Source organism: Gilliamella sp. WF3-4, assembly GCF_001690275.1.
GTDB lineage: Bacteria > Pseudomonadota > Gammaproteobacteria > Enterobacterales > Orbaceae > Gilliamella > Gilliamella apicola_C.
Window position 1 is genome coordinate 47,390 of the sequence record NZ_LZGW01000050.1, and the last position, 25,711, is coordinate 73,100.

Sequence of the window (25,711 nt, forward strand, 5' to 3'; positions counted from 1 at the left end):
AAATGGTCATGTCTAAATTAAATCCTTATTTTGGTGAATTTGGTGGGCAATATGTTCCCCAAATATTAGTGCCAGTACTTGAACAACTTGAAGATGCTTTTGTTTCTGCAATCAATGATCCTAGCTTCCAAAAAGAATTTAACGATTTATTAGTTAACTATGCCGGTAGGCCAACGGCATTAACGCTATGTAAAAATTTAACGGCTGGCACGAAAACCAAACTTTATTTAAAACGAGAAGATTTAGTGCATGGCGGTGCCCACAAAACTAATCAAGTTTTAGGACAAGCGTTACTAGCTAAAAGAATGGGGAAAACTGAAATTATTGCCGAAACAGGTGCTGGGCAACATGGTGTTGCTTCGGCTTTAGCCTGCGCGCTACTTGGTTTAAAATGCCGAATTTATATGGGGGCTAAAGACGTTAAACGTCAAGCACCAAATGTGTTTAGAATGCGTTTAATGGGAGCAAAGGTGATCCCTGTTGAAACAGGATCTGCAACGTTAAAAGATGCCTGCAACGAAGCATTGCGCGATTGGTCGGGGAGTTACGAAAAAGCGCATTATATGCTAGGCACGGCAGCGGGGCCTCATCCTTTTCCAACCATTGTGAGAGAATTTCAGCAGATGATCAGTCGTGAGGCTAAACAACAAATCCTTGAAAAAGAAGGGCGCCTACCTGATGCGGTAATTGCTTGCGTTGGTGGTGGTTCAAATGCAATTGGTATGTTTGCTAATTTTATTGAAGAAAAAACGGTCAGATTAATTGGCGTTGAACCTGGTGGACATGGTATTGAAAGTGGTGAACATGGCGCTTCATTAAAACATGGTAAGCTTGGTATCTACTTTGGTATGAAATCACCTATGATGCAGACTGATGAAGGACAGATTGAAGAATCCTACTCAATCTCAGCTGGATTAGATTTTCCATCAGTTGGTCCTCAGCATGCTTACTTAGATAGTATCGGTCGAGCAGATTACGTTTCAATTACTGATGATGAAGCATTAGACGCTTTTAAGGCTTTATCACGTAGTGAAGGTATTATCCCGGCATTAGAGTCATCGCATGCTTTGGCCTATGCTATTAAAATGATCAAAGAAAACCCAAACAAAGAACAATTATTAATTGTGAACTTATCAGGCCGTGGTGATAAAGATATCTTTACCGTTTATGACATTTTAAAAGCAAAAGGAGAAGTTGAATGAACCGTTATCAAAAACTGTTTGCAACATTGACAGCCGAAAAAAGAGGTGCTTTTGTTCCTTTTGTACCTGTTGGAGATCCAACGCCAGAACTGTCTTTTAAAATCATCCAAACCTTGATTGAATCAGGGGCTGACGCTTTAGAATTAGGCATCCCATTTTCAGATCCAATGGCGGATGGGCCAACGATTCAAAATGCCAATATACGTGCATTTAAAGGTGGAATAACCGTTGAAAAGTGTTTTGAGATGTTAGGTAATGTTAGAGCGCATTACGCTAATATTCCAATAGGATTACTCATTTATGCAAATTTAATATTCAAAAACGGGATTGATAACTTTTACGCCAAATGCGCTAAAGCGGGCATTGATTCGGTATTAATTGCCGATGTTCCTGTTGAATATTCAAAAGAATTTACTGCGGTAGCCGAAAAATATAATATAGCGCCAATATTTATTTGCCCACCTAATGCAGATGATAATGTAATTAAAAATATTGCCAAGCACGGTAAAGGTTATACCTATTTAGTCTCACGTGCTGGAGTTACAGGTGCGGAAAATCGTGCTAATAAACCGCTGACTCATTTATTACAAAAATTGACGGAGTTTGGAGCTCCTCCTGCTATCCAAGGGTTTGGTATTTCCGAACCAGATCAAGTTAGCGCAGCTATTAAATCAGGCGCGGCAGGAGCCATTAGTGGTTCGGCAACGGTTAAAATTATTGAAAAAAATCTTGATAATCCTGAACAAATGCTTAGCCAGTTAGCCCATTTTGTTCAAACAATGAAAAAGGCAACGAATCAGTCATTATAGTAATAAGTAATGGTCGCAATAATCGGCTTGAAAAAATGGTTATTGCGCCAATATTCATTTTATTGTTATGCTTGAATTTATTGATACCCACATCTAAAGTAACCAGTAATTTTGTTTGATAACTTCAAGCATATTTAATAAAATTAATAGGATTTTAAGTTGCATTTTATTCAAAATACGGTATAATTGTCATTCATCTATCGCGGGGTGGAGCAGCTTGGTAGCTCGTCGGGCTCATAACCCGAAGGTCGTTGGTTCAAATCCAGCCCCCGCAACCACTTGAATTTTCATTCATAAACCATCTATTCTGTTATTGTTTGGAAGTTAAAATAAAGTGGCTTCATTAATAGTTAGTTTTTAAATGTAAGCCTCGCATGTCGAGGTTTTTTTGCGTGTTGAGATTTAAGCGTAAGTTTAAAAAGAATGTTGGGCTTTATGCCCTTTTTTTATTTTCTGCAGTGGAGGTTTGTTTGGCTAATATAGAACAGCAATTGACCGATATCATTCAAGAACCTGTGAATGCACTAGGCTTTGAATTAGTTGGTGTTGAATACATTCGTGGCCGTTATCCTGTGTTACGTGTTTATATTGATAGTGAAAATGGTATAACTGTTGATAATTGCGCTGATGTTAGCCGACAAATTAGTTCAGTGCTTGATGTCGAAGACCCTATAAAAGATGCTTATAATCTTGAAGTTTCATCGCCTGGCATGGATAGACCTTTGTTTACGATAGAACACTATCAACGTTTTGTTGGTGAAGAAGTCGCAATTAGTTTACGTATTGCTGTTGCTAACCGGCGTAAGTGGAAAGGGCGAATTAAGTCTATTGATAATGAGATGATTACATTAACTGTGGATGATAATGATGAAGTGTTTGCTTTTAGTAATATTCAAAAAGCGAATATAGTACCTAATTTTAACCTTAAATAGAGTACGGGTGTAAAGGATGAATAAAGAAATTTTAGCTGTTGTTGAAGCGGTATCAAATGAGAAAGCGCTTACGCGTGACAAAATTTTTGAAGCATTAGAAACCGCATTAGCAACGGCCACTAAAAAGAAGCACGCTGTTGATATTGATGTTATAGTAAAAATTGATCATAAAACAGGTGATTACGATACTTTCCGCCGTTGGCTTGTGGTTAATGAAGTTACGCAACCAACTAAAGAAATGACATTGGATGCAGCACAATATGAAGATGCATCTGTCAAATTGGGTGATTATGTTGAAGAGCAAATTGAATCGGTAGCTTTTGACCGTATTACCACACAAACAGCGAAACAAGTCATTGTGCAGAAAGTACGTGAAGCTGAACGTGCTATGGTAATTGACATGTTTAGAAATCGTATTGGTGATATTGTGACTGGTATTGTCAAAAAAACCAATCGTGACAGTGTGATCCTAGACTTAGGCAATAATGCAGATGCCATGATGTCGCGTCATGATATGTTACCGCGTGAAAACTTCCGAATTGGTGACCGTGTACGTGGTATTTTATATTTAATTGAGCAAAACAATAAACCCGCACAACTTTGCGTTAGTCGTTCAAATCCAGAAATGATGGAAGAGCTATTCCGTATTGAAGTACCAGAAATTGGTGAAGAAATGATTGACATTAAAGGCGTGGCTCGTGATCCTGGTTCTCGCGCTAAAATTGCGGTGAGTAGTAATGACCGCCGTATTGACCCTGTTGGTGCTTGTGTGGGAATGCGCGGTGCACGAGTTCAAGCTGTTTCGAATGAATTTGGTGGTGAGCGTATTGATATTGTTTTATGGGATGATAATCCAGCACAATACGTAATTAACGCCATGGCACCTGCCGATGTTGTTTCGATTGTTGTTGATGAAGATAAGCACACCATGGATGTAGCAGTCAATGCCGAAACTTTACCGCAGGCTATTGGTCGAAATGGTCAAAATATTCGTTTAGCTTCTCAGCTTACTGGTTGGACACTAAATGTGATGACTACTGAAGATTTGCAAGAAAAACACCATGCAGAATCTTTTGCTGCAATCAATAATTTAATTAAACATCTTGATATTGATGAAGGGCTTGCACAGTTATTAGTTGAAGAGGGCTTTACTTCGCTCGAAGAGCTTGCCTATGTGCCAGTTGACGAGTTGCTTGAAATTGATGAATTGGATGAAGATTTAGTTCAAGCATTGAGAAGCCGAGCAAAAGACGCATTGACAACAATGGCTCTAGCAAATAGTGGTGATAAACAGCCTGCGCAAGATTTACTTGAATTGCCAGGTATGACACAAGAATTAGCCTATCAACTAGCGCAACATGACATCATTACTTTGGAAGATTTAGCAGAACAAGGTACTGATGATCTAAATGATATTGAAGGCTTAACAAGCGAACAAGCTGGCGATTTTATTATGGCTGCACGTAATATTTGTTGGTTTGCAGATGAATAATTGAGGGAAAGTAATACATGACCAAAGTATCAATCGAAACACTGGCTCAAGAGATAAACACTCCAGTGCAAACACTTTTGCAACAGTTTGCCGATGCAGGTATGAATAAATCAGCATCAGATACTGTGACACAAAAGGAAAAAGAAGCTTTGCTTGCTCATTTAAAACCTCAGCAAGGCCCAACAAAGTTAACATTGCAACGTAAAACGCACTCAACCTTGAATGTGTCGAGCGGTGGTGGCAAAAGCAAAGAAATCAAAGTAGAAGTTCGTAAAAAACGAACTTTTGTCAAACGCGATCCAGCTGAAATTGCTGCCGAGCAAGAAAAGGCTCGTCTTGAAGCTGAGCAAAAAGCGAAGGAAGAAGCCGAATTAAAGGCTCGTAAAGAAGCTGAAGAAAAAGAGAAGAAAGCTGCAGAAGAAGCGAAAAAACGTGCCCAAGAAGAAAAAGCTAAAGCTGCGCAAGAACATTCAGTTGATCCAAAAGTGAAAAAAGCCCAAGTAGAAAAAGCACGTTTAGAGGCAGAAGCTAACGAAATTAAACGTAAAGCTGAAGAAGAAAGTCGCCGAAAATTAGAGGAAGATGCTAAACGTATGGCAGAGGAAGCTCGTAAGCTAGCTGAACAATATAACGATGTTGAAGATAATGATAATACCGAAGATGAAGATTATCATGTGACAACCTCTAAATACGCTAGAGCAGCTGAAGACGATACTGATCGTGAAGTTGAAAGCGCTCGTGGGCGAGGTCGCAACACTAAACAGACCAAGCAGAAAAAAGGTAGCAAATTATCAGAAGGTAAAGCAGAGCGAGAAGAAGCTCGCGCAGCAACACGTAGTGGCCATAAAAAGAAAGGCAAAAGCACCTTACAACAGGGTTTTAATAAACCTGTTCAAGCGGTTAATCGCGATGTTGTTATTGGTGAAACCATCACTGTGGCTGAATTAGCTAATAAGATGGCAGTAAAAGGTTCAGAAGTAATCAAAACAATGATGAAAATGGGTGCAATGGCAACCATCAATCAGGTCATTGATCAAGAGACAGCGCAACTTGTTGCTGAAGAGATGGGGCATAAAGTTGTGCTTCGTCGTGAAAATGAACTAGAAGAATCACTGATGAGTGATCGTGATACTGGTGCAGAAAAAGTCGCACGCGCTCCTGTTGTAACCATTATGGGGCACGTTGACCACGGTAAAACTTCATTACTTGATTATATTCGTAAAGCAAAAGTTGCTTCAGGCGAAGCAGGTGGGATCACTCAGCACATTGGTGCTTACCATGTGAAAACCGCTAATGGTGAAATTACGTTCTTAGATACTCCTGGCCATGCGGCCTTTACGTCAATGCGTGCTCGTGGAGCTAAAGCAACTGATATAGTTGTACTTGTTGTTGCAGCTGATGATGGCGTTATGCCACAAACCATTGAAGCTATCCAACATGCTAAAGCGGCAAATGTGCCAATGGTTGTTGCGGTAAACAAAATTGATAAACCAGAAGCCGATCCCGAGCGTGTAAAAGGTGAACTAGCTCAATATGGTGTCATGTCAGAAGATTGGGGCGGAGATACGCAGTTTGTTCATGTTTCGGCAAAAGCGGGAACAGGTATTGATCAACTTCTTGAAGCTATTTTATTACAAGCTGAAGTACTTGAACTGACTGCATACGAATCAGGTATGGCAAGTGGCGTAGTTATTGAGTCGTTCCTTGATAAAGGCCGAGGCTCTGTTGCAACAGTGCTTGTTCAATCAGGAACTTTACGTAAAGGCGATATTGTTCTTTGTGGATTTGAATATGGACGCATTCGAGCTATGCGTAATGAACTTGGTAAAGAAGTAACAGAAGCGGGTCCATCAATACCGGTTGAAATCCTCGGCTTGTCTGGTGTGCCATCTGCTGGTGATGAAGCTACCGTTGTACGTGACGAAAAGAAAGCGCGTGAAGTTGCTCTTTATCGACAAGGTAAATTCCGTGATGTAAAACTTGCTCGTCAGCAAAAAGCGAAACTTGAAAACATGTTTACTAACATGACAGAAGGCGATGTTTCTGAACTTAATATCGTATTAAAAGCGGACGTTCAAGGTTCTGCTGAAGCGATTTCTGACTCATTGCTTAAACTTTCAACAGATGAAGTTAAAGTTAAAATTATTGGCTCAGGGGTGGGGGGTATTACAGAAACCGATGCTTCTCTAGCTGCTGCATCAAATGCGATTATTTTGGGTTTTAATGTTCGTGCTGATGCATCCGCACGTAAAGTGATTGAATCAGAAAACTTAGATTTACGTTACTATTCAGTGATTTATGATCTCATTGATGAAGTTAAACAAGCGATGAGCGGTATGCTTGCGCCAGAGTATAAACAACAAATTATCGGTCTTGCTGAAGTGCGTGATGTATTTAAATCGCCTAAATTTGGTGCAATTGCCGGTTGTATGGTCACTGAAGGTGTGGTTAAACGTCATAATCCAATTCGTGTACTGCGTGATAATGTGGTTATTTACGAAGGTGAACTTGAGTCATTGCGTCGTTTTAAAGATGATGTCAACGAAGTTCGCAACGGAACGGAATGTGGTATTGGTGTGCGTAACTACAACGATGTTCGTGTCGGTGATGCGATCGAAGTCTTTGAAACTATCGAAATCAAGCGTACGATCTAATTATTACGCTATCATGTTATAAGCAAGGTTTACGCCTTGCTTATTCATATTTTAAGGAAAATAGATATGGCAAAAGCATTTAATCGTTCATCTCGGGTTGGACATGAATTACAAAAAGAGATTGCAATTATCCTACAACGTGAAATTAAAGATCCACGTTTAGGCATGGTAACCGTTTCAGGTGTTGATATTTCGCGTGATCTTTCGTACGCTAAAGTTTTTGTGACGTTCTTAAATGATGATGATCCACAAGTTATCGAACAAGGTTTAACAGTCCTTAATGAAGCTAAAGGTTATATTCGTACCTTAATTGGCAAAGCTATGAGCTTGCGAATCATTCCTGAAATCAAATTCTTTTATGATGAGTCATTAGTTAAAGGTATGCAGATGTCGAGTTTGGTTGCGGATGTGATTAAACAAGATAATGAGCGTCACAAAGATTAATATTAAAAACAACCCTGATATTTGTCAAAATTTTCAGGTAAACATGTGTTTCAATATAAAATGATGAATATAAAAAAAGCCCGCCGTGATATTCACGGCGTTTTGTTGCTAGATAAGTCACAAGGTATGACATCAAACGACGCACTGCAAAAGGTGAAAAGGCTATTTAATGCCAAAAAAGCAGGGCATACAGGGGCACTTGATCCATTAGCGACAGGCATGCTGCCTATCTGTTTTGGTGAAGCGACTAAGTTTTCTCAGTATTTATTAGATTCAGACAAACGTTATCGAGTAATAGCTAAACTCGGCGAGCGTACTGATACTTCTGATGCTGACGGTCAAATTATTTGTAGCAAACCCGTTAATATAAGCGAGTCGCAAATTAATGAAGCATTAACGCATTTTCGCGGTGACATTTTACAAGTGCCAACTATGTTTTCGGCATTGAAATATCAAGGTAAACCACTTTACGAATATGCTCGCCAAGGTATTGTTATTGAACGAGAGGCAAGACCTATTACCGTTTATGACAATCAATTTATCCAATTTGATACCGTAAAAAACGAATTAACGTTAGAGATACATTGCTCTAAAGGAACCTATATTCGAACCATTATTGATGATTTAGGTGAGCTACTGGGGTGTGGGGCACATGTTATTTATTTAAGACGATTACAAGTTGCTAATTACCCAATTGAAAAAATGGTCACTTTAGATGATTTACAAAATATGGTGTTGAAAGATGAGTTGCTAATGCCAATTGATAGCGCCTTACAAGATTGCCAAAAAGTAACATTAACTGATGAGCAAGGTAAAGACATTTTATTCGGGCGGAGTATTGAACTTGATAATAGCATACCAGTTGAAACACAAGTAAGAATCTATCAAGGCAAACAATTTATTGGCGTAGGAACGCAACGATTTAGGCAACTGTCACCAAAACGCTTAGTATCAATCTCTTAATATCCTTTTGTATTGTATATAGTTTTTAGTGTTATTGGCTAAAAAAGTTAGTGAAAAGAACATGTAAATGTATAGCTCAATAAAATATTGATTCAGCTTCAATAATATGACATTGTTTGATTGTTTTCTTGTTATTGTTTATGCGTTTGCAAAGCAAAGTTGCGGACGCTTTCCCCATTTCATACAAAGGCTTATTTATTCGGCTTAACCTATCTAATTCATTATATTGCCTATTTTGCGAATGACTAAGATAAGTAATGATTAATGGTTGCATAAGTTGCGCTTCACTTTCATTGGCCTGATGTACGGCTCCTAAAACGACACTATAAGGCGATAGGTAATGTTGTTCGTTGTGGTAATTCTCATCCAAATAATTTAAATTTGTATTATCACAGCAGACAATAGCTGTTGGGGGATTATTACTATTGATTAGCCTTTTAATTGCTGATCTGCCATGCTCATAAGTAATGCAATTTGGAATAAGATAATTTGTATTAATCGTTATATTTTTTCTTAACAAAGCTTGTTTATAGCCTTGCAAAAAAAGTATGGAGCTATGATTATTGTTATCATTAAATAAAACTGCGATTTTAGTATGTGAATTATTTAGCAAATATTGTGTTATTTGGTAGCCAATGACTAAATGATCAAAATAGACACATGCATAATTAAGCGAAAAATGATTAATGAGAACAAGTGGTGGTAAGATTTTTTTAAAATGCCTTAATTCTGATAAATAGGCTGCATCATTAATGATTAAAATGCCTGCAAAATTGTTTTGGTTAATATATTTAATTAAATAATAAATATCTTTTTTAGTTTGATAAGGAAAGCGAAAATAAAAAATGATATAACCTGCCTGTTTCAAGGTTTGTTCCAAACCACAATTTATTAAAGTTCGAGTGATAAATTGATTATCAAGTACAAGTATTTTATTTGAGCCATTAGCATTCATCGATGATTTAAAATTGTCATGAATGTCAATATTTAGTTCTTCAATGGCCTTATACACTTTAGATTGCGTTATTGGCGAGGTTAAATGGGGTTTATTTAAAACCCTTGATACTGAGGCTATTGATAAATTAGCTTGTTTTGCAATGGTTGATAGAGTGCTTTTTGCCATAATGAATAATCTTAAGTGATAACTATGATTGATTACTTTAGCGGTAAGCTTCCAATTTGTAATCCGATAGCATTTATTTTTTGGATCTGTGTTCCAAAACATCCATCATAATTTATTTAATAAAGCTCAAATTAATATGTTTGATTGAAAATTATGGAAGCAACCATATTTTCACCTTAATACATGACAAAATTAGAGTGTAATGTCAGCTTGGTAATTAAAAATATGAGTAAATAATTAATCAACAGCTAGGGATGCATTTAATGTATAGTGAATATAGCATTAGTTATCGATATTGCGCTTTGCACTATAAACAGATAAAGAGCAAGTTTTACTTAATTGACAAAAAATATATAATTGAATTACTTCGCTAATAATAAGGTAGTAACAATAATATATGAAACTAATACATTTCTTTAATGCAATGCTATTGATACTGAGTTTTTTTACTTATGGTCATACTCTTGATATTAATCCCAAATATCGTGGTGAGCCATTCTTTGCTAAGGTTGATTTATATCAATTAGAACAGGATTGTTTAAGGAACGAAGATGAATATCAAAAACTTGATAAAAAAGAAAAGGTAAAATATAACAGTCGTTGCCCATTGCATAATTTAAAATTTGATTTTAAAAAATTAGATGATTTAATCAATGATGATTCTCTTGTTTATAATGGTAACGATTTTCAACTGAAATTGGGCATTGCTCTAGCTAACCCTGATAGCAAAAATCAAGAATATTTACCTAATTTAGGAAGAAATATTACATTATCTTTGATCAACAAAAATCAGGTAAGTGATAAACTATTATTAGCAAATAACGCTTTTTCTGATAATCCAGATCTTTGGCATGGTTTTCAATATTACTATATAGCACCAAGTGGCGATATTTATACATTATCGTCTATAAAATCAGAACCAATAGAATCTCAGTCTGGAACGTTTCCTCGATTGTGGAAACATTACAATATTGATACAAGTAATATGAAATTTATGCTTAAAGAAGTATTAATTGGAGCGCCAGAAGCAACTTACCAAATCATTTACCCAAATCAATTTAATACCTATTTTCATGAAGGCGCTGTTGAGTACGGTATAACATTAGAACAGTCAATTGAACTTTTTAATCAATTGCCTAGTACTGGTTCTTCTGATTATAGCCTTGGTTTTAGAGTATATAATTATTATCAAGATCAGCTAAAAAAGAAAATAAAATTGCTTGATAACAAAAAACATCAGCAAGAATCGTTTTCACTGTTAAATGAAAATATGAATAAAGCTTGTTTAACAACGCTAGCGCCAATTTATGAACGGGATATTGATCCTTATTTAAACAAAGTGTTGACTTGCTTAATTGAACAGCAACGACAAGCAATAAAACACATAGAAAGTGAGTTAGCCAATTAGTATGGGAGGTAATAACCTATACTCATTGGTTATCATAAAATTTATTTGCAAAAGATAAATTAGTTCATGCAGATTTGAATAAGACTAAATCATTGAAAGGTTAAAACAATAAAGTAAATTTAACACAATGAATTATTTAGACATTTATATAAACTATTCGCTAAGATCTAATCATCTATTGCTACTACCAAATATCTTTTTCCGCTATATTGAGCAATATAGTGGTATAATTATTGCTAAATTTTTTTATTAGTTGGGTTATAAATATGTCTGCATGGAATATTGCTATTGTTGGTGCGACAGGACAAGTGGGTTCTGCGCTAGTTGAATTATTACAACAACGTAGTTTACAAGAGAATAGTTTAAAAATTGACAATCTTTATTTAGTTGGTAGTGATAATAGTGCTGGCGAAGTTGTTCGTTATGCTGGCAAAAATTTAACTGTCACCGATAGTGCACAAATGGACTGGAGCCAGTGTCATTTTGCCTTTTTTGTGGCTAGCGCTAAAGTTAGTGAAACTTATGCGCAAATTGCGGCAGAATCGGGTTGTGTGGTTATTGATGCAAGTGGTTATTTTGCCGAGCAAGACCACATTCCATTAGTCGTGCCAAAAGTTAATAATAGTGTATTAACCGAATATCGTAATGAAAACATTATAGCGGTAGCAAGTGCGACTGTATGCCAATTGTTGCGATGTGTTGCGTCTTTAACTGACATTGAATTATTAACTAATTTACATGCTACCAGTTTTATTCCTGCATCTTTGTATGGTAAGCCTGGTGTTGATGAGCTTGCTGGACAAAGTGCTCGTTTACTAAATGGTATGCCAGTTGATAATGAACTATTTGACAAACAATTAGCATTTAACTTATTACCTATATCGCACGAACATCATGACTCAATGTTAGGTGAAAAGTCACAAGTTAACCAAATTCGTAAAGTACTTAGTAATTATGATTTACCGGTCTCGATTGAGTCAGTTATTGTGCCGGTGTTTTATGGCGTGTCACAAGCCATTAATGTATCAAGTAGCTTGCCAATTGAATTAGATATGAGCCGTTTTGGTGAGTTTGGTGTTGAGGTGCAAAACGATAACTTACCAACTCCGGTAACTGAAGTCAGCGCTGAATCAGAAAATCAGCTAACTATTAAATTATCGAATTTAAGACACAGTTATGGTCATTATGAACAAATTCAATTTTGGTCTGTTGCTGATAATATCCGTTATTTAGGGGCGCTAATGCTAATTGAGACACTTGAGATCCTCATTAATGACTACCTGTAAAATTGCTCTGGGTATTGAATATGATGGTAGTGATTACTTTGGTTGGCAACGGCAACGCGCTGTTGCCTCCATCCAAGAGCGACTGGAGTCTGCGCTATCGATTATTGCTAATTCACCAATAAACGTATTTTGCGCTGGTCGAACCGATGCCGGTGTACATGCAACAGGGCAAGTTATTCATTTTGAAACCCAAACAGTGCGATCACCTAGTGCTTGGACAATGGGCGTTAATTCGCATTTACCTAATAATATTGCAGTGCGTTGGTCGCAAACGGTTGATGATAACTTTCATGCGAGATTTAGCGCAACGGCTCGGCGTTACCGTTATGTGATCTATAATCACCGTTATAGACCGGCGATTTTAGCTAAAGGAGTATCACATTATTATTTGCCACTGGACGAAACCTTAATGCATCAAGCTGCACAATATTTATTAGGTGAAAATGATTTTACCTCGTTTAGAGCGGCGCAGTGTCAATCATTAACCCCATGGCGTAATATTCATCATATTGAAGTTTGGCGACAAGGTGAATATATTGTTGTTGATATTAAAGCCAATGCATTTGTTCACCACATGGTGCGCAATATTGTAGGCAGTTTACTTGAAGTTGGCACTGGTAATAAACATCCAAAATGGATTGATGAGTTATTACAAGCTAAAGACAGAACGCAAGCTGCTGCAACGGCAAAACCTGACGGGTTATACTTGGTTCAGGTGGATTACCCATCTGAATATCAAATACCAACACAGGATTTAGGTCCCTTGTTTCTAAAATAACTGATTAAATAAATTAGATTATTTAAAAATGAATGAATTAAAAAGATGAATGTAATGAACACTAATGAAACAAGCATAAACAAAGATTATAAAAATCAAGAAGCGAAAAAATCAAATTTGCATAATATTAAGCTTCCACCACATTCAATTGAGGCTGAACAAGCGGTGCTTGGTAGTTTAATGCTTGACAACCAACGTTGGGATTCAGTATCTGAAATGATTACTGAGCGTGATTTTTACTCGCGTCATCATCAGCTTATTTTTTCTGAAATGCATACTTTGGTTGGTAAAGGAACGCCGATCGATTTAATTACGCTCTCGGAAAGCTTAGAGAGTAAGGATCTATTAACGGATGTAGGTGGCTTTGCTTATTTGGCTGAGCTTTCTAAAAACACACCAAGTGCAATTAATGTTGTTGCTTATAGTGATATTATTCGCCAACAAGCCATTTTGCGTGAGCTTATCAGCGCTTCTAACGAAATTGCTGATAACTGTTACGCTACTCAGGGTCGAGATAGCACTGAAATTTTAGACTTTGCAGAAAGTAAAATCTTTCAGATTGCCGAAAGCCGAACGAAACAAGGCGAAGGTCCTAAAAGCATTACCGAAGTATTAGAAGCCACTGTCGCTAAAATTGAAGAGCTGTTCCAACGCCCACATGATGGCGTGACAGGTGTTTCAACGGGTTATATTGATTTAGACAAAAAAACAGCAGGTTTACAGCGTTCAGACTTAATTATTATTGCTGCTCGTCCATCAATGGGGAAAACCACTTTTGCCATGAACCTGTGCGAAAATGCCGCCTTAGAGCAAGAAAAGCCCGTATTAATATTCAGCTTAGAAATGCCATCAGAACAAATTATGATGCGTATGCTAGCTTCGCTTTCACGTGTTGACCAAACACGCATTCGAACAGGGCAATTACAAGACGATGACTGGGCAAGAATTTCAAGTACGATGGGATTATTACTTGAAAAGAAAAACATCTATATTGATGACTCATCGGGTTTAACGCCAATGGAACTTCGTTCACGAGCAAGGCGAATTTATCGCGAACACAAAGGGTTAAGTATGATCATGGTTGATTACTTACAACTTATGCGCGTACCAAATATATCTGAAAACCGAACGCTTGAAATTGCCGAAATATCACGTTCGTTAAAGGCCTTAGCCAAAGAACTACAAATTCCCGTTGTAGCATTATCACAGCTTAACCGTAGCTTAGAGCAACGTGCCGATAAACGACCAGTTAACTCAGACTTACGAGAATCAGGATCAATTGAACAAGATGCCGATGTGATTATGTTTATCTATCGTGATGAGGTTTATAATGAAGCATCTGAACATAAAGGCATTGCAGAAATTATTTTAGGTAAACAGCGTAATGGTCCAATTGGTAAAGTACGATTAAAATTCCAAGGTCAATTTTCGCGTTTTGATAATTATGCTGATTCCAGTAAATATTTTGATGATGAATAACGATTAAAGTTAATAAACATTAGCAACAGCGTAAAAAATATGAAAGATATCTTTTACGCTGTTATTTGTTGTTAAAACAGCCGTTTTAGCAACAGTATTAACGGCGAGTTTTTTTGCTAGCAATAAACTGATAAATTTGGGCAATCAAAAAGATAGTTGCTTGTAAAATCACAATGCAGGCACTGGTTGACGCATCAGCATAATAGCTTATTAAGGTGCCCATAACGGTTGAAAACGTCGAAACCAATACGGCAATTATTAACATTCGTTCAAAGCGTTTTGTTAGCGAAAAAGCAATGATGCCTGGAGCGATGAGCATCGCAATCACTAAAATCATTCCAGCTACTTTCAGCGATCCTACAATAGTTAATGCTAACACACTCAATAAACCATAATGCAATAGTTTAACAGGCAGTCCAACAACTTTAGCTTGCACAGGATCGAAGCAGTAAAGCATGAGATCACGATGTTTAATAATAATTAAAATTGATACTATAACGGCAATGAAAATAATTTGTTTAAGTTCGTCATAACTCGTACCAAGCACATTACCGAATAAGATATGATTTAAATGTTGTGAAGTATCTACTTTTGAAAAAAGTACTAATCCAAAGGCAAACATGCCTGAAAAGACAATACCCATGACGGTATCTTCTTTTATTCGGCTATTTTCCTTAATGTAACCGGTTGCAACCGAGCAAAATAAGCCCGAGGCAAAAGCGCCTATAATGATGGGAATGCCAGCTAAATAGGCTAGCACAATGCCGGGTAAAACGGCATGTGAAACCGCATCACCCATTAGTGACCAGCCTTTTAAAACCAAAAAACAAGAAAGCAGCGCACAAACTAGGCCCGTTGCTAATGAAGCTAAAATTGCGCGTTGAATAAGAGGAAGGGTAAGTGGATAATAAATAAATTCCCAACACTCAGTCATACCTTTTCCCCTTTGTTTAATCGACTTTGACGAATTTTGAGGCGGTTTACAATTAACCCTTGTTTTGGTGCAAATAAAAAGGCAGCAATAAAGATTAGCGTTTGCAATGTCACAATAACGCCACCAGTTTCGCCATCTAAAAAGTAACTAATCCAAGCACCGACAGCACTCGTTATAGCGCCAATGAAAACAGAAATCATCAATAATCGCGAAAATCGATTCGTCAGTAAATAAGCGGTTGCTCCTGGGGTGACAACCATGGCAATCACTAAAATTGCTCCAACAGTTTGTAATGCCGCAACAGTGCATGCGCTTAAAATAGTAAAAAATAGGATTTTAAGTTTTAAAGGTTTTAATCCAATTGATCTAGCATGGGTTTCATCAAAAAAAACCACTAATAAATCTTTCCAAAAAAGCAGTAACAAGACAAATGAAATTAAGATAATAATTTGGACTTGCCACATATCATTATCATCAATTCCAAGGATATTTCCAAATATAATGGTTTGAGCATTAACCGAGGTTGGGTTGAGCGAAATAATTAATAATCCAATCGCAAAAAAAGTTGAAAAAATAAAGCCAATGATGGCGTCTTCTTTTAATCGCGTAAAGGCACGAACTAAAGTAATGGCGAGCGCAGCAAGTAAACCAGTAAAAAAGGCACCAATTGAATAAGGCAAGCCCAGTGCATATGCGCCAGCCACACCTGGCACGACAGAATGGGAAAGCGCATCTCCCATTAGTGACCAACCTTTTAGCATCAAAAAAGCTGACAAAAAAGCACAAGCTGCACCAACAATACTGCTGACCCAAATGGCTTTAAGCATAAAGCCGTAGGTGAATGGTTCAAGTAAAAGTTCCATTTTATGTTACCTTTTTGATCTGTTTTGGGTATGATCAACCAGCAAATTTCGATGAGGTGAGTCGTGTTTTCCTTCCCCATAAAAAATTGCGGCACGTTCATCATCAGTTAGTATTGATACTTTACGAGGATCTTCATCCTCATGCAATTTATCGCCAGATAAGCTAAGATAACGCAATGCACCACCAAAAGTAGTCATTAAATTTTGTGGTGTAAACGTCGTTTTCGTTGGACCAAAAGCCAAAACAGTTTGGTTAATTAATACGACTTGATCACAAAAATCAGGCACACTACCTAAGTTATGGGTTGAAACTAAAATTAAATGACCTTCTTTACGCAGATCTTTCAAAAGATCAATAATGGCATTTTCAGTTTTAACATCAACGCCAGTAAAAGGCTCGTCTAGCAATAGTACTTTGCCTTGTTGCGCTAAGGCGCGCGCTAAAAAAACCCGTTTTTTTTGTCCGCCAGAAAGTTCGCCAATTTGCCGATGTTTAAAATCCAACATATTAACTTTTTCAAGTGCCATATTGACTTGTTTTTTGTCTTCTTTACTTGGAATACGTAAAAAAGACATATGGCCGTATCGCCCCATCATCACCACGTCAGAAACTAACACAGGAAAATCCCAATCGACTTCTTCTGTTTGTGGCACATAGGCAATAATATTTTGCTTTAAGGCTTGTTTTACGGGGATATCATTAAAAGTTACCTTACCTCGGGTTGGGCGAACCATTCCCATAATACTCTTAAATAAAGTCGACTTTCCACTACCATTAACGCCGACTAAAGCACAGATAGTACCGCCATTTAAGCAAAAACTGGCATCATAAATTGCGGTGTGACCATTATTATAAGTCACGGTGATATCATCAACATTTAAGCAAATTTGAGTCATTATTGTTCGAATCCTTTAGCGATAGTTTCAACAGTCACTTTTAACAAATCAATATAAGTTGGCACGGGACCATTTTGTGTGGAAAGTGAATCAACATATAAAACTCCGCCATATTTAGCGCCCGTCTCTTTACTCACTTGTTTGGCGGGTTTGTCGGAAATGGTGCTTTCACTAAATATAACAGGAATACTATTTTTTCGTACAAGATCGATCAGGTTTTTAACTTGCTTTGGTGTGCCTTGTTGTTCTGCATTAATTGGCCATAAGTAAGCCTCTTTTAAATGATAATCTCTGGCTAAGTAACTAAACGCGCCTTCGCTTGTCACTAACCAACGTTTGCTTTCAGGGATCTTCGCTAAACGTTCACGCAGTGGGGCATCAAGTGCTTTAATTTTGGCAATATAATCAGCAGCATTTTTATTATAAATTTCTGCATTTTTAGGATCATATTTAACAAACGCAGCACGAATATTTTCAATATAGGTTAATGCAAGCGTCGGTGACATCCAAGCATGAGGGTTTGGATTCCCTTTATAACTACCTTCTTGAATTGGCATGGGCTCAATGCCCTCAGTGACGATAACTGACGGAACATGTTTTACATCTTCAAAAAAACGCTTAAACCATAGTTCTAAATTTAGCCCATTCCATAAAACTAAATCGGCTGAAAGCACTTTGGTAATATCTTGAGGTGTGGGATCGTATTCATGGATTTCAGCCCCTACTTTGGTAATAGATTCAACTATAGCTGCATCCCCAGCGATATTTTGCGCGATATCTTGAATCACAGTAAAAGTGGTAACCGCTTTGAATTTTTTTTCTTCTGCGTGAGCCGATTTAGACAGAGTGAGCAAAGCGATAAATGAAGTTAAAACAACCTTTAATAATGTTGTCTGTTTTTTAGATAATTTGAACTTCATTAGCGACTCCTTGGGATTAACAAATAATAAAATTGTCTAATTTTGTAAAAGTGATTTGTAAATCAAGAGCATTTTTAGTATTTGAATTAGTTGTATTACAAAACAAACATTAATGATAATTATTATCATTAACAAATGGAAGTCAAATTTTTAAAAAATCCACATTACTTATCGTCATTGATTACTAATAGAGCTATATTACTCGTTCATTCTATATAAAACTTAATTAAATAGTAGATACTTCCATCTATTTAAATAATAGCTAGAGCAAAAGATATAATTGATTAAATCACAACAATGTTGCTTTATTGAACATATCGAAAGGTATATTATTAAAAGAACCTTTATTGTTATACCTTACCTTATTTTTAAAATCAAGCGAGGGGTTAGTATGAAATTACGTAAAGTGATGATTATCGGTGTGGGGAATGTGGGCTCAACCACTGCTTATACCTTTGTTAACCGAGGCATTTGTGAAGAAATTGCGCTTGTTGATCTCAATAAAGAGTTAGCCTATGGGCATGCGCAAGATTTGTTAGATGCTGCGGCTTATCGACAAAATATGGTTAAAGTGAGTTTGCGTGAATCAACGGATTGTGCTGATATTGATATCGCAATTATTACTGTTACATCAGGCATTGCGCAAAAAAGTCGATCCGAAGAGCTTGCGGGTACCTCCAAAATTGTTGCCAGTATCGTGCCTAATATGATGAAAAACGGCTTTAAAGGTATTTTTGTCATTGCGACTAACCCTTGTGATGCCATAACCTATCAAGTTTGGCAACTCTCTGGCTTACCACGCCACCGCGTGATTGGCACTGGGGTGTGGCTTGATACGGTGCGATTGCGTCGCTTATTGGGCGAACAAATGGATATTGGTCCGCAAAGCATCGACGCATTTATTGTTGGTGAACATGGTGATTCACAATTTCCGGTCTGGTCACATTCATCCGTTTATGGAATAAATCTTAATCATCTAGAAAAAAATAAAATTGATTTTGCAGCAATAGGAACGCAAGCAAGAAAAATGGGGTTTGAAATTGCTAACCGAAAGCACTGTACTGAATATGGTATTGCTAGCACCATCACCGAAATTTGCCAGCACATATTCACTAATAGCCACCGTGCCTTAGCGCTTAGCTGTGTTTTAAATGGGGAATATGGTTATAAAAATGTCGCTATCGGTGTACCAGCTATTTTAGATCAGCATGGAATAAAAAAAGTCATTGAACTTGATTTTACTGACAACGAAAAACAACTCTTTGAAAAAAGTATCAATATTGTAAAAGGGTATATTGAACAAATTAAATAACGAATCGTAAAAACGGTTTACTACATGCAGTAAACCGTCATATTTGGCATTTTCTTCCTTTAGAAAGGGGGGGGGGATGATGTCAATCATATTGATCATCATAATATTCTAACCTAGTTAGGATCACTTATCATCCAAAATGATTTTAAGTCTATCTTTTAGCTGATAATATTCTGCGTTACTTAAAAAGTGGTCACGAGTGCCACTGATATAATCAGCTATCTTTTTATATATTTGAAGATTTTCTGATACGGGATAGCAAGCAATATAATTATTAAAAGCTATCACATCGGTAACATCAGCAAACTGCTTTTTGTTAAGCTGATTTAAATAGTTATTAAGATTAAGTGTTTGACAGTTCGGCTCATGTTCTTTTAACCAAAATTGATTATTTTTAAATTGGTAAGTTAAATCAACATTTGTTGTATAATCATAATGATTATCAGTGACATCAATAAAATACCCTAGCTCATAATCTGCCTTAATATGAACGTGAAATAAATTATCGAGAGCTAAAGCCGAATACAAAAACATATGATCTTCATGCCCAGTTTTCCCAGTTAAAATAAGCTCATCTAAATATTTTCCATTTTCATCAAAAGCATTTAATATAGTCAAATCTTCCATAATTCCTTCACCTTCACTATCAAAGGTAAAGCGATAGATCACAAATCGAATATTATCAATTTCAAAGCGTCCAATAGCGGTAAGCTTTTCTAAAGTAAAATAACGCCGTTCCTTATCAGAAGGATTATCATAATAACGATAATCTTCGTCATTAAAATGAAAAAACTTGCTATCTACAAATTTACCTTTCGCCAGAGCATGAGTATCAAATGGTAAGGTTAAGTTGGGTAAACTTTGGTAAAAGTCATCGAAAGTATCAAAGTGCTCTCTATGTTTATATTGAGATGATGCTTTTTGGGTATTGGCTAAAGAATAATGAGCATTAAACCAGTTAAATAACAATAATGCTAATAACAATATTAATTTTTGCATGGCAAACGGTTTCCCAAGTTAATTTTTTTACCGGCAGGATATTACACGGTTTTTCTTATTTTAATATTGATTATATCAATGAGTTGCATAATATAGCGTTAATAAAAGCAATTGCAAGCAATGTATAACGTATAACCATTGATTGGCATTGGGCAAGTGGCGTTTTCAATGTAAGCGGGCATATAATGGTAAGCCTAGCGGAAAGTCGTGTTGATTCTCGCTGGAATGATGGCAATGGGTATTTCCTATGTGCCTAACCCTAACGTTGGGTATTGATAAAATGCTCTAACTTTGCCAAAAGTAATATCAAGTGAATTTAAGTCAAGCAAGTAAAGCGTCCTGTAGTCAGGTGGCGATTGAATTATGCTCTTCCAGTTAAATGTTTTTGTAATAGCAATAAAAGCGATTTTTAATCAATAGGTTAGTTTTATTTCTATAGCTAAAAATCACGCTAAAAACACCAAGAAAAACTTCAATAAAATCAATGGGTTTTCTGACTTATTTTTAAATACAAAAATGTGTTTATTTCTAAAGCGTCTAACCTTTATAAACCTTAGCAAAAAATAGTGGCGCTATTAATTAACATTAAGCAAGTAAAAAGCCACTATATAACAATAATTCGATAAATTATTGATCCATATCACATAAATTATAAAAAAAGATTTGCTGGATGCTAAATCAATATAATATCTATTGAATAGATAAAGAAAAGAAAGGGATATTATTATGAATAAAAGTAAATTAAAATTTGCCGCGATTATAAGTGGTATAATGCTCAGTACTTCAACGGCTTTTGCTGCACTTGATGATGTAAAACAATTAAAGATGATTAGCTATAATGCCTATAATGGCATGCAATTAGATCAATCAGAAGGAAAACAAAAGTTTATTCAATGGGCAAAAGCACAAGATGCCGATATTATTGCTTGGCAAGAAATGAATTTTTTTACTCGTGAAAAGCTTGAGAAATTCGCTGCCAGTTATGGGCATAAATATGCCGTATTATTGAAAGAATCCCCCGATGATGCTGCATTTTTCCCTGTTGCAATTACATCAAAATATCCAATTATTCATGTAAATAAAGTGATTGATAATATGTGGCATGGTGCTTTGTATGCCGATATTGGCAAATATCATTTTGTTGTTACGCATATGAACCCATTTTGGACAGCGAAAAGAATAGATGAAATAAATCTTATTATTGATTCAATAAAATATAGCCATGATCCTAATGGCAAGTGGATTATAGCGGGCGATTTAAATTCGTTTTCACCTGCGGATAAAACCGAATATGACAAAAGTAATTTGCTTGAAGATATAAAAGAAAAACAAAAAAAGCGCCCAATTTTAGAAAATTTAGTTGATGGTCAGTTAAGTTATACCGTGCAGCAAAATCTTTTAGATGCTGGGTTTATTGATGCTTTGAAGTTAAAAAATAAAAATTTTGTTGCTACCGCGCCAACTAAAGTGTTTTACGATCAAGCATCAACACCATTACGCTATGATTATATTTATATTTCACCAATGCTTAAAAATGATGTCATGGATGTAAAAGTGTTAAAAGATGAGTTTACCGATAACTATTCTGATCACTACCCAGTACAAATGATTATAAAAAATAATTAGTTTTACATTAATCTTAACATAAACATAAAGCTTTTTAATATAGTGTCGTTTTTAGCTACCTTATTTTTACGTTTGAACGATAATGAGTTTAGTTGTTTTACCTTTATTTTAGCGAATAATTTTGGCTAAATCACTATCCGACCTGATGGGGGATAGTGATTATTGATTTTAATCTTGATTGATCAAAAATAGCTTAAGTGATGGATTATGCGTTTCGTTGTGAAAGCCATAACCCAACTCGGCTAGGTGTTGATTGAACTGGCTAATGGTTGATTCGTCGATTTCGAATGCAGCAAGCACACGTCCGTAATCGGTGCCATGGCTACGATAATGGAACATTGAGATATTCCAATTGGTACCTAGCATTTGTAAGAATTTAAGTAATGCACCTTGTGATTCTGGAAATTCAAAACTGTAAACTTGCTCTTGAATAGGCTTGCAAGGTTTGCCGCCAATCATGTAGCGCACATGCAGTTTTGCCATCTCATCTTCGGTTAAATCTACAACGGCATAATTTGCTGCAGTTAATTCTTGTATGATTTCGTCCTTTTCATTGCTTTGGGCAATTTTAACCCCAACAAAAACACAAGCTGATTGGTCATCGTGATAGCGGTAATTAAATTCGGTTACCGCCCGCCCGCCTAGTAATTGGCAAAATTTTAAAAAACTGCCTTTCTTTTCGGGAATGGTGACGGCGAAAAGTGCTTCACGTTTTTCACCTAGCTCACAACGCTCTGATACATAACGTAAATTGTGGAAGTTTAAATTAGCGCCAGATAGTATATGCGCAAGGTTTTCACCGCAGATGTTATGTTGATCTACATATTTTTTTAAACCAGCAAGAGCCACAGCGCCAGAGGGCTCAGCGATTGCCCGCACGTCATCAAATAAGTCTTTAACAGCAGCGCAAATTTCATCACTATCAACGGTGATGATGTCATCAATATATTGTTGGCAAAGTCTAAATGTTTCATCGCCAATTCGTTTAACAGCGACACCTTCAGCAAATAGCCCAACACGGCTTAAATCAACGGGCTTACCTGCATCAAGTGCGGTCTTTAAGCAAGCAGCGTCGGCTGGCTCAACGGCGATGACTTTTATTGTTGGCATGATCTGTTTAATTAATACCGCAATACCAGCAGCAAGCCCTCCACCGCCAACAGGTACAAAGATGCGATCAAGTTTAGCATTTTGTTGTAATAACTCCATGGCAATACTGCCTTGTCCTGCAATGACGAGTGGATGATCAAATGGTGGAATAAAAATGCGATTTTGTTGTTTGGCAAGCTCCATGGCTTTGGCCTTGGCTTCGTCAAAATTGGCACCATAAAGGAGCACTTCACCACCAAAACTTTTAACGGCCTCGACTTTTATATCGGCGGTGGTTAATGGCATTACGATTAATGAATTTATACCTAGCTTACTTGCCGAAAATGCAACACCTTGAGCATGATTACCCGCTGATGCAGCAATAACACCACATTGGCGTTCTTCTTCGCTCAGGCTAGCTATCATGGCTTGGGCGCCACGAATTTTAAAACTATGGACTAATTGACGATCTTCTCGTTTTACAAAAATTTGGTTTTTTAATCTGGTTGAGATTTTTTCCATTTTTTCAAGAGGTGTAACATCGGCCACATCGTATACGGCGCTACATAGTGTTGCTTTTAAATAATCGGCACCAGTGAGCTTGTTGTTGTGTTGTTTCATATTAACCTCCTAGTTTGCTTTTATCACGAACGGCGCCTTTATCGGCACTTGTTGCTAAACTGGCGTAAGCTTTAAGCGCGTATGATACATAGCGATTGCGGTTATGCGGAGTAAAGGCTTTGTCGCCACGGGCAAGTTCGGCTACGCGACGGCGCTCAAGTTCATCAGCAGGCACATCTAATACTAATTTGCGATTTGGGATATCAATATCAATCATGTCGCCATTTCGTACCAGACCGATTAATCCACCATTTGCCGCTTCTGGCGAGATATGACCAATGGATAAGCCCGATGAACCACCCGAAAATCTGCCATCGGTAATTAGTGCACAGGATTTGCCAAGCCCCATTGATTTTAAGTAGCTTGTTGGATAGAGCATTTCTTGCATACCAGGTCCCCCTTTTGGACCTTCGTAAATAATGACAACCACATCACCAGCCACGACTTTGCCACCTAAAATCGCATCGACGGCGTCTTCTTGGCTTTCAAACACTTTTGCTGGTCCTTTAAAAACGAGATTTTCAGCGGCAACCCCTGCGGTTTTTACAATAGCGCCATCAAGCGCAACGTTACCATAGAGTGTGGCAAGCCCGCCATCTTGGCTATAGGCATGTGCTTTGTTACGAATGCAACCATTTTGGCGATCATCATCAAGCGTATCCCAGTAGCAATCTTGTGAAAATGCTTTGGTGGTTCGAATGCCAGCAGGTCCACTACGATACATTTTTTTTATGGATTCATCAGTGGTTTGTGTAATGTCATATTTAGCAAAAGTTTCCTCTAACGAAAGCCCAAGTACATTATGAACATTACGGTTGAGTAACCCCGCTTTGTTTAATTCTGACATAATAGCTACAACGCCACCCGCACGGTGCACATCTTCCATATGATATAATTGCGTGCTTGGTGCCACTTTACATAAGTGAGGGACTTTGCGTGATAGTCTGTCAATGTCAGACATGGTAAAGTCAATTTCGCCTTCTTGCGCGGTTGCCAATAAATGTAATACTGTATTCGTTGAACCGCCCATAGCTATATCAAGTGACATGGCGTTTTCGTATGCGGCTTTGGTGGCAATGGAACGAGGAAGATAAGATTCATCATCTTGTTCATAATAACGTTTGGTGATTTCAACAATACGTTTAGCTGCATTTAAAAAGAGTTGTTCACGTTGTTTGTGTGTCGCAACCAGCGAGCCATTACCAGGTAGTGAAAGCCCTAAAGCTTCGGTTAAGCAGTTCATGGAATTGGCGGTAAACATGCCAGAGCAAGAGCCACAGGTAGGACAGGCTGATTCTTCAATGGTTTTGCTATCTTCATCGCTAACATTGGGATTGGCACTTTGGATCATGGCATCGACTAAGTCTAATTTGATGATTTGGTCAGATAATTTGGTTTTACCTGCCTCCATTGGTCCACCTGATACAAATACCGTTGGAATATTTAAGCGAAGCGAGGCCATTAACATACCCGGCGTGATTTTGTCGCAGTTTGAAATGCAGATCATGGCGTCAGCACAATGTGCATTAACCATATATTCTACTGAATCAGCAATCAGTTCTCGTGATGGTAAGGAATAAAGCATCCCACCATGCCCCATAGCGATACCATCATCAACGGCAATAGTATTAAATTCTTTGGCAATGCCACCAGATGCTTCAATTTGCTTGGCGACCAGTTGTCCAATATCTTTTAAATGGACATGCCCAGGTACAAATTGTGTGAATGAGTTAACCACCGCAATGATGGGTTTACCAAAGTCTTCATTTTTAACGCCAGTTGCACGCCATAATGCGCGGGCGCCAGCCATATTTCGGCCTTCGATCGAGGTTGCTGAACGATATTTAGGCATTTCTTGCTCCCAATTTTTATGCAAGTAA

At 37.2% G+C, this 25,711-nt stretch carries 21 protein-coding genes and 1 tRNA gene; 14 read left to right on the top strand and 8 right to left on the bottom strand.

Translation table 11 applies throughout. From position 1 onward, the window contains the following. Window positions 1-8: 8 nt before the first annotated feature. The 8 genes from trpB (at window position 9) to truB (ending at window position 8,496) form a co-directional block, all read left to right on the top strand. Window positions 9-1,202, top strand: coding sequence for a tryptophan synthase subunit beta (gene trpB / locus A9G47_RS11040; protein WP_065566722.1), 1,194 nt, complete (start codon window positions 9-11; stop codon window positions 1,200-1,202). Beyond that, the gene (gene trpA / locus A9G47_RS11045) at window positions 1,199-2,011 is read left to right on the top strand and encodes a tryptophan synthase subunit alpha (RefSeq protein ID WP_065566721.1); all 813 of its coding nucleotides are present in this window, start codon (window positions 1,199-1,201) and stop codon (window positions 2,009-2,011) included. The genes trpB and trpA overlap by 4 nt, the downstream gene beginning before the upstream one ends. A gap of 201 nt (window positions 2,012-2,212) precedes the next feature. After that, window positions 2,213-2,289, top strand: a tRNA-Met gene (locus tag A9G47_RS11050). A gap of 192 nt (window positions 2,290-2,481) precedes the next feature. Then, window positions 2,482-2,943: a ribosome maturation factor RimP gene (gene rimP, locus A9G47_RS11055; RefSeq protein ID WP_065566764.1), complete on the top strand. Its 462-nt coding sequence runs from the start codon at window positions 2,482-2,484 to the stop codon at window positions 2,941-2,943. A 16-nt stretch (window positions 2,944-2,959) separates the two neighbouring features. Further along, window positions 2,960-4,435 carry a transcription termination factor NusA gene (gene nusA / locus A9G47_RS11060; RefSeq protein WP_065566720.1) on the top strand — a complete coding sequence of 492 codons (1,476 nt, stop codon included), beginning with the start codon at window positions 2,960-2,962 and terminating at the stop codon, window positions 4,433-4,435. 17 nt (window positions 4,436-4,452) lie between these two features. Continuing rightward, window positions 4,453-7,089: a translation initiation factor IF-2 gene (gene infB / locus A9G47_RS11065; RefSeq protein ID WP_065642889.1), complete on the top strand. Its 2,637-nt coding sequence runs from the start codon at window positions 4,453-4,455 to the stop codon at window positions 7,087-7,089. Window positions 7,090-7,155: 66 nt separating this feature from the next. Next, window positions 7,156-7,533, top strand: a complete 378-nt coding sequence (gene rbfA / locus A9G47_RS11070) for a 30S ribosome-binding factor RbfA (RefSeq protein ID WP_065566718.1) — start codon at window positions 7,156-7,158, stop codon at window positions 7,531-7,533. Window positions 7,534-7,593: 60 nt separating this feature from the next. Then, the gene (gene truB / locus A9G47_RS11075; protein ID WP_065642890.1) at window positions 7,594-8,496 is read left to right on the top strand and encodes a tRNA pseudouridine(55) synthase TruB; all 903 of its coding nucleotides are present in this window, start codon (window positions 7,594-7,596) and stop codon (window positions 8,494-8,496) included. Window positions 8,497-8,572: 76 nt separating this feature from the next. Here truB and A9G47_RS11080 read toward each other — a convergent pair whose 3' ends face one another. Continuing rightward, the gene (locus A9G47_RS11080) at window positions 8,573-9,619 is read right to left on the bottom strand and encodes a LacI family DNA-binding transcriptional regulator (protein ID WP_065642891.1); all 1,047 of its coding nucleotides are present in this window, start codon (window positions 9,617-9,619) and stop codon (window positions 8,573-8,575) included. Window positions 9,620-10,016: 397 nt separating this feature from the next. On the opposite strand from A9G47_RS11080, the gene A9G47_RS11085 reads away from it, so the two are divergent. The 4 genes from A9G47_RS11085 to dnaB all read left to right on the top strand — a co-directional run bounded on the left by A9G47_RS11085 (window position 10,017) and on the right by dnaB (window position 14,570). Continuing rightward, the gene (locus tag A9G47_RS11085) at window positions 10,017-11,027 is read left to right on the top strand and encodes a hypothetical protein (protein ID WP_065566716.1); all 1,011 of its coding nucleotides are present in this window, start codon (window positions 10,017-10,019) and stop codon (window positions 11,025-11,027) included. Window positions 11,028-11,293: 266 nt separating this feature from the next. After that, on the top strand, window positions 11,294-12,313 hold the full coding sequence (locus A9G47_RS11090) for an aspartate-semialdehyde dehydrogenase (protein ID WP_065566715.1): 1,020 nt from the start codon (window positions 11,294-11,296) through the stop codon (window positions 12,311-12,313). After that, window positions 12,300-13,091, top strand: coding sequence for a tRNA pseudouridine(38-40) synthase TruA (truA, locus tag A9G47_RS11095; protein WP_065642892.1), 792 nt, complete (start codon window positions 12,300-12,302; stop codon window positions 13,089-13,091). The genes A9G47_RS11090 and truA overlap by 14 nt, the downstream gene beginning before the upstream one ends. Before the next feature lie 54 nt (window positions 13,092-13,145). Continuing rightward, on the top strand, window positions 13,146-14,570 hold the full coding sequence (dnaB, locus tag A9G47_RS11100) for a replicative DNA helicase (RefSeq protein WP_065566713.1): 1,425 nt from the start codon (window positions 13,146-13,148) through the stop codon (window positions 14,568-14,570). A 97-nt stretch (window positions 14,571-14,667) separates the two neighbouring features. On the opposite strand, the gene A9G47_RS11105 is transcribed toward dnaB, so the two are convergent. From A9G47_RS11105 to A9G47_RS11120, 4 genes are read right to left on the bottom strand one after another with little or no spacing between them, the layout of a single operon-like run. Further along, a complete protein-coding gene (locus tag A9G47_RS11105) occupies window positions 14,668-15,504 on the bottom strand; it encodes a metal ABC transporter permease (protein ID WP_065642893.1) in 837 nt (278 codons plus the stop codon). Beyond that, entirely contained in the window at window positions 15,501-16,367 is an 867-nt protein-coding gene (locus A9G47_RS11110; protein WP_065566711.1) for a metal ABC transporter permease, read from the bottom strand. Before A9G47_RS11110 ends, A9G47_RS11105 begins: the two co-directional genes overlap by 4 nt. Window positions 16,368-16,373: 6 nt before the next feature. Beyond that, window positions 16,374-17,264, bottom strand: a complete 891-nt coding sequence (locus tag A9G47_RS11115; protein ID WP_065566710.1) for a manganese/iron ABC transporter ATP-binding protein — start codon at window positions 17,262-17,264, stop codon at window positions 16,374-16,376. Beyond that, window positions 17,264-18,184, bottom strand: coding sequence for a metal ABC transporter substrate-binding protein (locus A9G47_RS11120; protein ID WP_065566709.1), 921 nt, complete (start codon window positions 18,182-18,184; stop codon window positions 17,264-17,266). The genes A9G47_RS11115 and A9G47_RS11120 overlap by 1 nt, the downstream gene beginning before the upstream one ends. Window positions 18,185-18,575: 391 nt before the next feature. On the opposite strand from A9G47_RS11120, the gene A9G47_RS11125 reads away from it, so the two are divergent. Next, window positions 18,576-19,496, top strand: coding sequence for an L-lactate dehydrogenase (locus A9G47_RS11125; RefSeq protein ID WP_065566708.1), 921 nt, complete (start codon window positions 18,576-18,578; stop codon window positions 19,494-19,496). A gap of 123 nt (window positions 19,497-19,619) precedes the next feature. On the opposite strand, the gene A9G47_RS11130 is transcribed toward A9G47_RS11125, so the two are convergent. After that, window positions 19,620-20,495 (bottom strand): hypothetical protein, encoded by an 876-nt coding sequence (locus A9G47_RS11130; RefSeq protein ID WP_065642894.1) that lies wholly within the window; start codon window positions 20,493-20,495, stop codon window positions 19,620-19,622. Between the two features lie 726 nt (window positions 20,496-21,221). Between A9G47_RS11130 and A9G47_RS11135 the strand changes: the two genes are divergently transcribed. Further along, on the top strand, window positions 21,222-22,121 hold the full coding sequence (locus A9G47_RS11135) for an endonuclease/exonuclease/phosphatase family protein (RefSeq protein WP_081301575.1): 900 nt from the start codon (window positions 21,222-21,224) through the stop codon (window positions 22,119-22,121). 168 nt (window positions 22,122-22,289) lie between these two features. Here the strand turns inward: A9G47_RS11135 and ilvA are convergent, their stop codons facing one another. Both ilvA and ilvD read right to left on the bottom strand, forming a co-directional pair. Next, entirely contained in the window at window positions 22,290-23,831 is a 1,542-nt protein-coding gene (ilvA, locus tag A9G47_RS11140) for a threonine ammonia-lyase, biosynthetic (RefSeq protein WP_065642895.1), read from the bottom strand. Window position 23,832: 1 nt separating this feature from the next. After that, a complete protein-coding gene (ilvD, locus tag A9G47_RS11145) occupies window positions 23,833-25,683 on the bottom strand; it encodes a dihydroxy-acid dehydratase (protein ID WP_065642896.1) in 1,851 nt (616 codons plus the stop codon). Window positions 25,684-25,711 lie beyond the last annotated feature (28 nt).

What these genes read in the sequence shown, in the direction of transcription:
- trpB (WP_065566722.1), top strand. Translation starts at nt 9, where the DNA reads ATGTCTAAATTAAATCCTTATTTTGGTGAATTTGGTGGGCAATATGTT.
- trpA (WP_065566721.1), top strand. Translation starts at nt 1,199, where the DNA reads ATGAACCGTTATCAAAAACTGTTTGCAACATTGACAGCCGAAAAAAGA.
- nusA (WP_065566720.1), top strand. Translation starts at nt 2,960, where the DNA reads ATGAATAAAGAAATTTTAGCTGTTGTTGAAGCGGTATCAAATGAGAAA.
- infB (WP_065642889.1), top strand. Translation starts at nt 4,453, where the DNA reads ATGACCAAAGTATCAATCGAAACACTGGCTCAAGAGATAAACACTCCA.
- rbfA (WP_065566718.1), top strand. Translation starts at nt 7,156, where the DNA reads ATGGCAAAAGCATTTAATCGTTCATCTCGGGTTGGACATGAATTACAA.
- truB (WP_065642890.1), top strand. Translation starts at nt 7,594, where the DNA reads ATGATGAATATAAAAAAAGCCCGCCGTGATATTCACGGCGTTTTGTTG.
- A9G47_RS11080 (WP_065642891.1), bottom strand. Translation starts at nt 9,619, where the DNA reads ATGGCAAAAAGCACTCTATCAACCATTGCAAAACAAGCTAATTTATCA.
- A9G47_RS11085 (WP_065566716.1), top strand. Translation starts at nt 10,017, where the DNA reads ATGAAACTAATACATTTCTTTAATGCAATGCTATTGATACTGAGTTTT.
- A9G47_RS11090 (WP_065566715.1), top strand. Translation starts at nt 11,294, where the DNA reads ATGTCTGCATGGAATATTGCTATTGTTGGTGCGACAGGACAAGTGGGT.
- truA (WP_065642892.1), top strand. Translation starts at nt 12,300, where the DNA reads ATGACTACCTGTAAAATTGCTCTGGGTATTGAATATGATGGTAGTGAT.
- dnaB (WP_065566713.1), top strand. Translation starts at nt 13,146, where the DNA reads ATGAACACTAATGAAACAAGCATAAACAAAGATTATAAAAATCAAGAA.
- A9G47_RS11105 (WP_065642893.1), bottom strand. Translation starts at nt 15,504, where the DNA reads ATGACTGAGTGTTGGGAATTTATTTATTATCCACTTACCCTTCCTCTT.
- A9G47_RS11110 (WP_065566711.1), bottom strand. Translation starts at nt 16,367, where the DNA reads ATGGAACTTTTACTTGAACCATTCACCTACGGCTTTATGCTTAAAGCC.
- A9G47_RS11115 (WP_065566710.1), bottom strand. Translation starts at nt 17,264, where the DNA reads ATGACTCAAATTTGCTTAAATGTTGATGATATCACCGTGACTTATAAT.
- A9G47_RS11120 (WP_065566709.1), bottom strand. Translation starts at nt 18,184, where the DNA reads ATGAAGTTCAAATTATCTAAAAAACAGACAACATTATTAAAGGTTGTT.
- A9G47_RS11125 (WP_065566708.1), top strand. Translation starts at nt 18,576, where the DNA reads ATGAAATTACGTAAAGTGATGATTATCGGTGTGGGGAATGTGGGCTCA.
- A9G47_RS11130 (WP_065642894.1), bottom strand. Translation starts at nt 20,495, where the DNA reads ATGCAAAAATTAATATTGTTATTAGCATTATTGTTATTTAACTGGTTT.
- A9G47_RS11135 (WP_081301575.1), top strand. Translation starts at nt 21,222, where the DNA reads ATGAATAAAAGTAAATTAAAATTTGCCGCGATTATAAGTGGTATAATG.
- ilvA (WP_065642895.1), bottom strand. Translation starts at nt 23,831, where the DNA reads ATGAAACAACACAACAACAAGCTCACTGGTGCCGATTATTTAAAAGCA.
- ilvD (WP_065642896.1), bottom strand. Translation starts at nt 25,683, where the DNA reads ATGCCTAAATATCGTTCAGCAACCTCGATCGAAGGCCGAAATATGGCT.